Source organism: Williamsia sp. (assembly GCF_036566845.1).
Lineage (GTDB): Bacteria > Actinomycetota > Actinomycetes > Mycobacteriales > Mycobacteriaceae > Williamsia.
The window spans coordinates 20,238-29,352 of sequence record NZ_DATCVM010000060.1 but is presented as its reverse complement, the minus strand read 5'-3'; the positions used below and the strand labels follow the sequence as shown (position 1 = coordinate 29,352).

Annotated in this window: 10 protein-coding genes and 1 rRNA gene; 8 read left to right on the top strand and 3 right to left on the bottom strand. The window is 63.0% G+C overall.

The window, feature by feature from the left end:
- Positions 1–17: 17 nt before the first annotated feature.
- From rrf to VIQ49_RS05400, 6 genes are all read left to right on the top strand, one after another.
- Positions 18–134 (top strand): 5S ribosomal RNA (gene rrf, locus VIQ49_RS05425).
- A 359-nt stretch (positions 135–493) separates the two neighbouring features.
- Positions 494–2,011, top strand: a complete 1,518-nt coding sequence (locus VIQ49_RS05420; RefSeq protein ID WP_331881692.1) for a catalase — start codon at positions 494–496, stop codon at positions 2,009–2,011.
- Between the two features lie 9 nt (positions 2,012–2,020).
- Positions 2,021–2,707 (top strand): glycosyltransferase, encoded by a 687-nt coding sequence (locus VIQ49_RS05415; protein ID WP_331881689.1) that lies wholly within the window; start codon positions 2,021–2,023, stop codon positions 2,705–2,707.
- A complete protein-coding gene (locus VIQ49_RS05410; protein ID WP_331881686.1) occupies positions 2,704–3,648 on the top strand; it encodes an acyl-CoA dehydrogenase family protein in 945 nt (314 codons plus the stop codon). Before VIQ49_RS05415 ends, VIQ49_RS05410 begins: the two co-directional genes overlap by 4 nt.
- Positions 3,645–4,421, top strand: a complete 777-nt coding sequence (locus VIQ49_RS05405) for a PIG-L family deacetylase (protein WP_331881683.1) — start codon at positions 3,645–3,647, stop codon at positions 4,419–4,421. Before VIQ49_RS05410 ends, VIQ49_RS05405 begins: the two co-directional genes overlap by 4 nt.
- Positions 4,422–4,431: 10 nt before the next feature.
- Positions 4,432–5,058 (top strand): SAM-dependent methyltransferase, encoded by a 627-nt coding sequence (locus tag VIQ49_RS05400; protein WP_331881681.1) that lies wholly within the window; start codon positions 4,432–4,434, stop codon positions 5,056–5,058.
- Between the two features lie 10 nt (positions 5,059–5,068).
- Here the strand turns inward: VIQ49_RS05400 and VIQ49_RS05395 are convergent, their stop codons facing one another.
- The 3 genes from VIQ49_RS05395 to VIQ49_RS05385 form a co-directional block, all read right to left on the bottom strand.
- On the bottom strand, positions 5,069–5,761 hold the full coding sequence (locus tag VIQ49_RS05395; protein ID WP_331881679.1) for a GAF and ANTAR domain-containing protein: 693 nt from the start codon (positions 5,759–5,761) through the stop codon (positions 5,069–5,071).
- A 64-nt stretch (positions 5,762–5,825) separates the two neighbouring features.
- Entirely contained in the window at positions 5,826–6,233 is a 408-nt protein-coding gene (locus VIQ49_RS05390; RefSeq protein WP_331881677.1) for an STAS domain-containing protein, read from the bottom strand.
- 207 nt (positions 6,234–6,440) lie between these two features.
- Positions 6,441–6,710, bottom strand: a complete 270-nt coding sequence (locus VIQ49_RS05385; protein WP_331881675.1) for an SAP domain-containing protein — start codon at positions 6,708–6,710, stop codon at positions 6,441–6,443.
- 355 nt (positions 6,711–7,065) lie between these two features.
- Between VIQ49_RS05385 and VIQ49_RS05380 the strand changes: the two genes are divergently transcribed.
- Together VIQ49_RS05380 and VIQ49_RS05375 are read left to right on the top strand one after the other, a co-directional pair.
- Positions 7,066–7,221, top strand: coding sequence for a DUF6131 family protein (locus VIQ49_RS05380; RefSeq protein WP_331881673.1), 156 nt, complete (start codon positions 7,066–7,068; stop codon positions 7,219–7,221).
- A 265-nt stretch (positions 7,222–7,486) separates the two neighbouring features.
- A complete protein-coding gene (locus tag VIQ49_RS05375) occupies positions 7,487–9,019 on the top strand; it encodes a flavin monoamine oxidase family protein (RefSeq protein WP_331881670.1) in 1,533 nt (510 codons plus the stop codon).
- Positions 9,020–9,115 lie beyond the last annotated feature (96 nt).

Below are 9,115 nucleotides of genomic sequence, written 5' to 3'. Positions count from 1 at the left end.
TGGTTGTTTCACATTGTTACGGCGGCTATAGCGGTAGGGAAACGCCCGGTCCCATTCCGAACCCGGAAGCTAAGCCTACCAGCGCCGATGGTACTGCACCCTAATCAGTGTGGGAGAGTAGGACACCGCCGAACACAACTTGCAGATACCCCGTATTCACAGTCCCCGGACTGCGGATACGGGGTATTTTGCTATCTGCGGGCACAATCAGGCCCCACACCACCCACCAAGGGACATATGCCCTTGGTGACCCCTCAAAGGGACGAAAATGCGCTAGCCCGACTTTCACCGGCGCACTGCGAAGGCGTGCTCTTCTCGGCTGTGCGTTGAGGACAGGGTGTTCACGAGCCGTATGTCTGGGGCGGGCGTTCAGGCGTGTACGCACTCGGCGCCTGTTTCAGCGAGGCGATGCCTGGGTATCTGGCATTCGGAAGGAAGCCGGCGACAGCCCTGAGCCGGCCTCCGATTGCCGATTGCGATCCTGGAGGTGTGCATGACCGACGAACAGATCTTCACCACTACCGATGCCGGCGCTCCGGTGGCCAGCGACGAACACTCGTTGACCGTTGGCGCAGGCGGGCCGATTGTGCTGCATGATCATTACTTGATCGAGCAGATGGCGCAGTTCAACAGGGAGCGCATCCCGGAACGGCAGCCGCACGCTAAGGGCAGTGGCGCCTTCGGCGACTTCGAAGTCACCGCTGACGTTTCTGCGTATACGTGTGCCGCGGTGTTTCAGCCGGGTACGAAAACCGAGATGGGTGCTCGATTCTCGACGGTCGCCGGCGAGCGAGGAAGCCCCGACACATGGCGTGATCCCCGTGGCTTCGCGCTGAAGTTCTACACCAGCGAGGGTGTGTACGACATGGTTGGCAACAACACCCCGGTGTTCTTCATCAAGGATCCCCTCAAGTTCCAGCACTTCATCCGCTCGCAGAAGAGGCGAGCCGACAACAATCTTCGTGACCACGACATGCAGTGGGACTTCTGGAGCCTGTCTCCGGAGTCAGCGCACCAGGTGACCTGGTTGATGGGTGACCGGGGCATCCCGCGAACCTGGCGGCACATGAACGGGTACAGCTCGCACACCTATCTGTGGGTCAACAGCGAAGGCGTGAAGCACTGGGTGAAGTATCACTTCATCACCGATCAGGGCCACGAGTTCTTCACTCAGGACGAGGCGGATCAGATGGCGGCCATCGATACGGACTATCACACGCGGGATCTGTTCGAGCACATCGCGGATGGGGAGTTCCCGTCGTGGACGCTGAAGGTGCAGTTGATGCCGTTCGACGACGCGGCGTCCTACCGGTTCAATCCCTTTGACCTGACCAAGGTTTGGCCGCACGGCGACTATCCGTTGCACGAGGTGGGCCGAATGACGCTGAACCAGAATCCGACGGACCATCACACCCAGATCGAGCAACTGGCGTTCGAGCCGAACAACCTCGTACCCGGAATCGGGCTGAGTCCGGATCGGATGTTGTTGGCTCGAGGCTTCTCGTACTCGGATGCACATCGCGCCAGGATCGGTGGTAACTACCGGCAGATTCCGGTCAATGCGTCGAAGTACCCGGTGCATTCGTATTCCAAAGACGGTGCGATGCGGGTGGTCAATGCGAGCGACCCGGTCTACGCTCCCAACTCCAAAGGCGGCCCGGCTGCGGCGACCGGATTCCAGATCGAACCGGGGTGGGCTGCGAACGGCGAAATCGTCCGGACCGCCTACGTCGACCATCCCGAGGACGATGATTTCGGGCAGGCCGGCACGATGGTGCGCGAGGTTCTCGACGACGCGGCGCGGGAGCGGTTGACCGACAACATAGTCGGCCACCTCTTGAACGGCGTCAGCGAACCGGTCCTGGCCCGTGCGTTCGAGTACTGGAGGCGTGTCGATCCGGATCTGGGCAGTGCTGTAGAAGCCGGTGTTCGGGCAAAGTCAGATGAACTCGACCCGAAGGCCGCAGAGCAGAAGAATCCGGCGCGGACCAGCGCACAGCAAAAGGCGTAGCGGGGCGTGATGGCGGGGGCCTGGCAAAGGGCTGAAAGCGTAGTTGTAGTCGTCCCTGCCCACAACGAGAAGGACGTCCTCCCTGCGTGTCTGAGTTCGATCGCGGTTGCGGCCAGGCGGGTTGAGATTCCCGTCCGGGTTGTGGTTGTGCTCGACGACTGCACAGATGGAACCGCGGCGTGCATCCCGGCAGGCGTGGAGTCGATTGCGGTGAGGGGGCGGTCCGTCGGCCAGGCCCGCAGAGCAGGCTTTGATCACGGATTCTGGGATGAGCGCACGTGGTTCGCCACCACCGACGCGGATTCGGTGGTTCCGCAGAACTGGTTGACCGAGCAGTTGTCGGCGGCCCGCGACGGATGGGATGCCTTCGTCGGCACGATCACGGTGGGCAATTGGACCGACTGGCCACCGGAGGTCGCCGCGCGGTTCTTGGCTGAATACCAACCCGCAGACGGCCACCGTCACGTGCACGGAGCGAATCTTGGGATGTGGGCTTCTGTGTACTTCGGTGTAGGCGGATTTGCCTTGATCGCGCAGGACGAGGATGTGGATCTCGTTGCCCGCCTGCGGCTCGCCCAGGTCCCGATCTGTTGGAGTTCCCGGGCGCCGGTCCTCACTTCTGCTCGACGGGACGGACGAGCATCCGGTGGCTTCTCGGACTATCTGGTGGGTCTTGCCGACGGCGAGGCGTCGTGAGTTCTGGAGCGATCACGCGCGCGATCGACATCGTGTCGGCGTCCGACTTCCGGCTGCCCTACCCGGGGGAAGGCGACACGAGCGGGCGGTTCCGGCAGCTGATCGAACTCACCCGCAGGGACATCGCGATGGGACGCATGGTCGAAGCGCATGGCGATGCCGCCGCAATCCTCCACGAACTCGGAGGGCCGGCAGTTGGGCCCGGCGAACTTTGGGGTGTGTGGGCAGCAGAACCACCGGCGCCGCTGGTGACCGCAAACCTGAACTCCGGTGTCTGGACACTGACCGGGACCAAGGTCTGGTGTTCGGGAGCCTCGGGTTGCACACATGCGTTGGTGACCGCGAGGACCGATGGAGGCCGTCGGCTGTTCGCGGTCGACCTCCGGAAGAGCGGCGTGCATCCATCGGCGAGTCAGTGGTCCAACCGCGGGATGTCCGATACCAACACCGCAGCGGTCGAGTTCGTCGACGTCGAGGCCCAGCCAGTGGGACAGCCCGGGAGATATCTGAACAGGCCGGGATTCTGGCACGGCGGAGTCGGGGTCGCTGCCTGCTGGTTCGGTGGCACGGTGAAGGTGGCGCAGGCGTTGAGCAGCAAAGCCAGGTCGGACAGCGACGACATCACCCTGATGCATTTGGGCGCGGTTGATGCGCTGCTGGCCACAGGCCGGGCAGAGCTGGATCAGGCCGCCGCAGACATCGACAGGAATCCTGAAGATCTCGCCGTCGCGCGTCGGCGTGCCTACCGGGTGCGCTGGTCGATCGAGCAGATCGCCGGCGGTGTACTCGACCGGGTGGCCCGGGCACTCGGGCCCGCCCCTCTTGTGGGAGATCCCGATCATGCACAGGCTGTGGCAGATCTCAGCGTGTATGTCAGGCAGTCCCACGCAGACCGCGACCTGGTCGAGCTCGGCAGGCTCGCCGCCGAAAATGCCCGATGACGTCGTCGGAGCGGTTCGGTGCCGCGCCCATCGACGAGCAGGGAACCACGGAGGCGCAGTGGCAGAGTTGGCTGTCCGCGCGCGAGTGGCCGGAGCTCGAGGTGACTGTCGATCGGTTGATCGTTCTTGCCGCTCACCCCGACGATGAGGTGCTGGGCGCCGGTGGCATGATGCTCGCTGCGGCGGCGGCCGGAATCGACGTCGTGCCGGTGTGCCTCTCCGACGGATCGGGTTCGCATCCCGGGTCGCCGACGATGTCGCCCGGGGAACTCGCGGCCCGGCGGCGGGACGAACTCGACGTCGCGTTGGAGGTGTTGGGAATCGGTAGGTCTCGCTGGTTCGGACTTCCCGATGGGGGACTCGAACTCGAACACGATGCGATGGCATCGATCATCAACGACATCGTCGACGACACCTGCGGCGAATCGCCCGAGGCAACGCTGGGCGTCCTCGCGGTGTGGGAACACGACGGTCATCCAGACCATGAGGCGGTGGGCCGATGCGCGCGGGAGATCGCCAACGTCCGTGGCCTCCAGTTGTGGCAGTACCCGATCTGGATGTGGCACTGGGCAATCCCGGATGATCTGACGATTCCGTGGGATGAACTGCGACGGTACCGGCTGTCGACCACGTCGCTTGCCACAAAGAGGACCGCGATCAGTGCATTCGACACACAGCTCAACCCGCTGTCGCCGGACCCGGCCGATCAACCGGTCCTTCTGCCGCACATTCTCGATCGGTTGACGCGAACCCACGAGTACGTTTTCGGTTGAGGAGCACCGTTTGGACAACAACCACTTCGACAACAACCACTTCGACAACAACTACTTTCATGCGATGTATCGCGGCAGCGATGACCCCTGGGGGTTCACCACGCGCTGGTACGAAGAACGAAAGTATCATTTGACGTTGGCGGCACTGCCAAAACGGCGCTACCGCAATGCCTTTGAAGCCGGATGCTCGATCGGTGTGTTCACCGAACTGTTGGCGCACCGGTGTGACAAGTTGCTGACTGTCGATCTCAGTGCGCGAGCGACATCAATCGCGGCCGAGCGTCTCGAGCCGTTCGCCGACCGGGTCGAGGTGCAGACTCGAGATTTTGTCGCCGACTGGCCGACAGGGACATTCGACCTGATCGTTCTCAGCGAAGTGCTCTACTACCTGGATCCGGCGCAGTTCGACGCGGTCGTCGAACAGTCCCGTCAGAGCCTCGCCGAGGACGGTCACCTCGTGGCTGTGCACTGGCGTCGAAAGGTCGAGGAGTATCCAACCAGCGGCGATCGTGTCCATGAGCTGCTGTCGCAGGCAGATCTGCCGCATGTTGCGGGGTACCGCGATGGAGACTTCCTACTGGACATCTACAGCTCGACGGCAGGACAGACGGCCGCGGAACTCGAAGGACTCGTCTGAGGCCCGGGTGTCACCGGTCCTCCGGCCCGGCCTCGACCACGCGCTTGGCCACATCGACCAGTTTGACGTTGGAATCCTGGGAGAGCTTCGCGAGCAGGCGGAAAGCCGCGGTTGAATCGAGGCGGTACCGCTCCATGATCATGCCCTTGGCCTGACCGATGAGATCGCGACTGTTCAGCGCGGTGCGCAGTTGCTCCTTCTCGCGCACGGTCGAGAACGCGATGGCGGCGTGTGCGGCGAAGAGCTGACCGATCGAGCGCGCGTCATCATCGAAGGTGGCCACCGCCGAGCTGTGGAGATTCAGCGCACCGAAATTGTCACCATCGACATACAGGCAGAAGCACGCCATCGAAGCGATACCGAGATCGTCCGCGGCAGCGGCGAATTGTGGCCACCGATGTTCGGACTTCATATCGTCGATCCACACGGTCTCTTCGCCGACCGCAGACCGGATGCAGGGACCTTCACCCAGTTTCTGCTGCAACGCATCCGACTGGCCCGCAAGGTCGCCGATGACCACTGGTGTCTCGACAGTCGCGTTTCCGGTAACGACTGTGACACTTGCGTATTCGGTTCCCGGAATGATGTCGACCGCAGCCTTGGATATCGCCCGGAGGACGGTCTCCATGTCGTTGCTCTCCGCGCGCAGCTCTCGGGCCACCTCGGCCAAACGGTTGGTCCATGCGAGCTGTGAAACGTCCATCCCGGATCCCCCTTTTTGTGCTCTCAACACTATAGATAGTCGGTCTTGTGGAGATCGGGTTTCGTCAGGGGTTCTCGGGCCCGGACATCGCTGCGATCGCAGCGTCGATCGTCGGGTAGATGGTCAAAGTCTGGTCCAGTCCGACCAGACGCAGCGGGCGTGCAGTCGAGGGTCCGTCGGCGACGACACCGAACGAGCCGAACGGCGCGATCGATTCGTGGGCCGTGACGAGTACGGACATTCCGGCCGACGACAGGAACTCCGCAGCCGTGAGGTCGATGATCAGACCGCGTGGCTGACCGGTGAGTACGTCGGCCACCGCCTCCTCCAGCTCCGGTGCGGTCAGGATGTCCATGCTGCCGGTGACAGCGAGTATCGCCAGCTCACCGCGCCGGACGGTGACCACAGACAGGGAAGCACTACCAGAATTGGCGGCGCCGGAATCGATGAATTGCGAGTTCTTGGGTTGCACAGCAGCCAGTCCTTTCGACCTCAAACACAAAGAGTTCGATCGCTGCCAATTTCTGGCGATCGAAGCTCGCGGCTGCTGTCTCGACCGGCTTATCCATTTTGCCACACCTGGCGACCTACGGCGCCCACGGCACTGGTGTGATGGGTCAAGCCGACCGGACGATCGGACAGAGGTCGTCGCCCGGATGCTCGATTACTCAATGATCGATCAGTGATTGCGAAGCTTGTCGATGAGAGACTCTTTGTTCAGCTTCGAGTATCCGTGGAGACCGAGTTCTTTCGCGCGGGACTTCAGCTCGTCGACAGTCCAGTTGTCGTACGAACCGGACTGTCCGCCGCTGCGTCCGACAGCGCTTCGTCCCTTGTTCGCGGCGGCATTGGAGATGCGGGCAGCTTTCTCCTTGGATGCACCGTCATCACGGAGGTCCTCGTACAGGTTCGGATCCTTGAGCTGGGGCTGTGAACTCTTGGTGGCCATCAGTATCGATCCCTTCTCGGTGGTGTCGCCCGCGAGTGGTCCGGGCGGTGGGCAGCTCCGACAGCTGGTTACCCACAAAGCGGTGGTGAAAAACCGAAAACTCGACGGCGGAAAACTCGCAACGGGAGGAGTCGAGGGTGCCCGAGCATGGATAGCCTCCACTGCCACTACGGCTTTCAGTACCGACCGGGCACTACGGCTTGAGTGCAGACCGGGGTTTGAGACCGACGGGGTTGGGTAATCCGGACATAGCGGGTCAACGGCACACAGGTGCTGAAGCAGTCAACGCCCCCAGCGAATGGGAGGACGGGCCCTGAGCCCGCCTGCCCCAACCGCATAGTCGTCTGGAGTTTATGTGATCATCATCGGCGCAATACTTCTCATCCTTGGTTTGGTCTTGGATGTCTACATCCTTTGGATTGTCGGAGTTGTCCTTCTGGTCGTCGGCGCGGTGCTCTGGATTCTGGGTGCAACCGGACGCAAGGTCGGCGGTCGGGCGCACTACTACTGACGTCCTGCAACGGATGATGTGCTGCAACGAGAGGTCTTTCAATGACTGAGGTCTTGCAACACGTGACGTCCTGGTCCACGATGCGGTACCGCTGCGATCACGTCGCAGCGGTATCGCTGTGAGTAGGCGATTGACCAAATGGACCAAATGGACCAGCGGGACCAGCGGGACCAGCGGGACCAGCGGGACCAGACCACTTGGACGTCGTGACCAAACTGGGTCACTTGACCCACTTTTTCGGGCCACGCGGGTTACGATTCCCGCCATGTTCAACCAGAAGCCGAACAGTGCTGGTCAGCGTCCGTTGTCGGGGTACTCGATCTCCCGGCGACAACTGATCGGGGGAGCCGCGCTCGGTGCCGTCGGGCTGACGGTGGGTGGAAGCCTGATGGGCGCAGGCGCGGCTTCTGCCGGTCCGGGCGGTGACCCCGGCAGCCAGACGTATGACGTTGCGGTGGTCGGTGGCGGGTTGTCGGGTTTGGCTGCGGCGAAGACGATCGCAGAATCAGGCCGATCTGTGTTGGTCCTCGAGGCGCGTGAGCGCGCGGGCGGCCGTGTCCACAACATCTCGACGCCGAAGCTGGGCGTGACCCTGGACGCCGGTGCAGAGTTCATCGGACCCACTCAAACTCATATCGCGTCGTTGGCGCGCGAGTACGGCGTTGCCACGTTGCCGACGTACAACGAGGGTGACAGCGTCTTCTGGAACAGCGGCAAGCGCTCCACGATGCCCAGCGCGCTGGGCCTGCCCATTGATCCGGCGACACCGGAGGCAGGCTTGGCGCTGGCGCAGGTCGAACTCCAGGGGCTCCTGGATTTCCCGGTCGGCGAACCATGGAAGCACCCCGACGCCGCGTACCTCGATTCGGTGACCTGGAAACAGTGGCTGGAAAGCCGCACGCTGTCGCCGACCGCGCGGATGCTGCTCGGTCTGGCGAGTTCTGCCGCGTTGTCGGTGGAGGCGGACGAACTGTCGGCTCTCTACTTCTTCAACTACGTGGCGGCTGCGGGAGACGAAGCCAATCCGGGCAGCCTCATCCGTCTGCTGTCCACCGCAGGCGGTGCGCAAGAGCGGCTGTTTGTCGGCGGTGCGGCGTTGATTCCACTTCGGATGGCCGCCGAACTCGGTGAGCGCGTTGTCTACAACGCGGCAGTCCGTTCGATCGGATGGACCGCCGACGGCGCCACCGTGTCGAGCGATGTCGGAACGATCAACGCGCGCAAGGTGATTGTTGCCATGTCGCCGGCCATCAGTGGGGGAATCGACTATCTGCAAGGCCTCTCGAGTGAACGGCAGGGGCTGCACGCCGGCTACCGGATGGGCGCGATCAGCAAGTTCGCGGCCGTCTACAGCACGCCGTTCTGGCGGGCGAAGGGCTTGTCGGGTCAGGTGATCGGCAACGGTGAACCGATCGACGTCTGCTTCGAGAACTACGCCGAGGGCAATCACGTGCTGATGGGATTCATCTCCGCCGATGCCATGCGGCGTCTGGACCACGCTCCAGAGGAACAACTCGTCGCCGAATGCACCCAGAATTTTGTCGACTACTTCGGTCCCGAAGCACGTGACCACCTGGACTACGGCGTCTTCAAATGGGACCTCGAGCCCTGGTCGCAGGGAGGACCGGTGGCGGTCAGCCGACCCGGCACGCTCACGCGATACGGTCGTGCGTTGCGTGCGCCCATCGGGCCGATTCACTGGGCAGGCACTGAGACGTCCGACTACTGGACCGGATACATGGACGGGGCGGTGCGGTCGGGGCAACGGGCGGCGGCCGAGGTGCTTCGCAGCCTCTGAGAGTCAGCATTCCCTGCGGTACCGAACGGCGCCGTGGGGGGTGACGGCCGTCGCGGAATTCGCCGTTCGATGACTCCAGCGGCTACGCTGACTAGC

Excerpts from the sequence above, each read along its gene's own strand:
- VIQ49_RS05420 (WP_331881692.1), top strand. The coding sequence starts at position 494 with ATGACCGACGAACAGATCTTCACCACTACCGATGCCGGCGCTCCGGTG.
- VIQ49_RS05415 (WP_331881689.1), top strand. The coding sequence starts at position 2,021 with ATGGCGGGGGCCTGGCAAAGGGCTGAAAGCGTAGTTGTAGTCGTCCCT.
- VIQ49_RS05405 (WP_331881683.1), top strand. The coding sequence starts at position 3,645 with ATGACGTCGTCGGAGCGGTTCGGTGCCGCGCCCATCGACGAGCAGGGA.
- VIQ49_RS05395 (WP_331881679.1), bottom strand. The coding sequence starts at position 5,761 with ATGGACGTTTCACAGCTCGCATGGACCAACCGTTTGGCCGAGGTGGCC.
- VIQ49_RS05385 (WP_331881675.1), bottom strand. The coding sequence starts at position 6,710 with ATGGCCACCAAGAGTTCACAGCCCCAGCTCAAGGATCCGAACCTGTAC.
- VIQ49_RS05375 (WP_331881670.1), top strand. The coding sequence starts at position 7,487 with ATGTTCAACCAGAAGCCGAACAGTGCTGGTCAGCGTCCGTTGTCGGGG.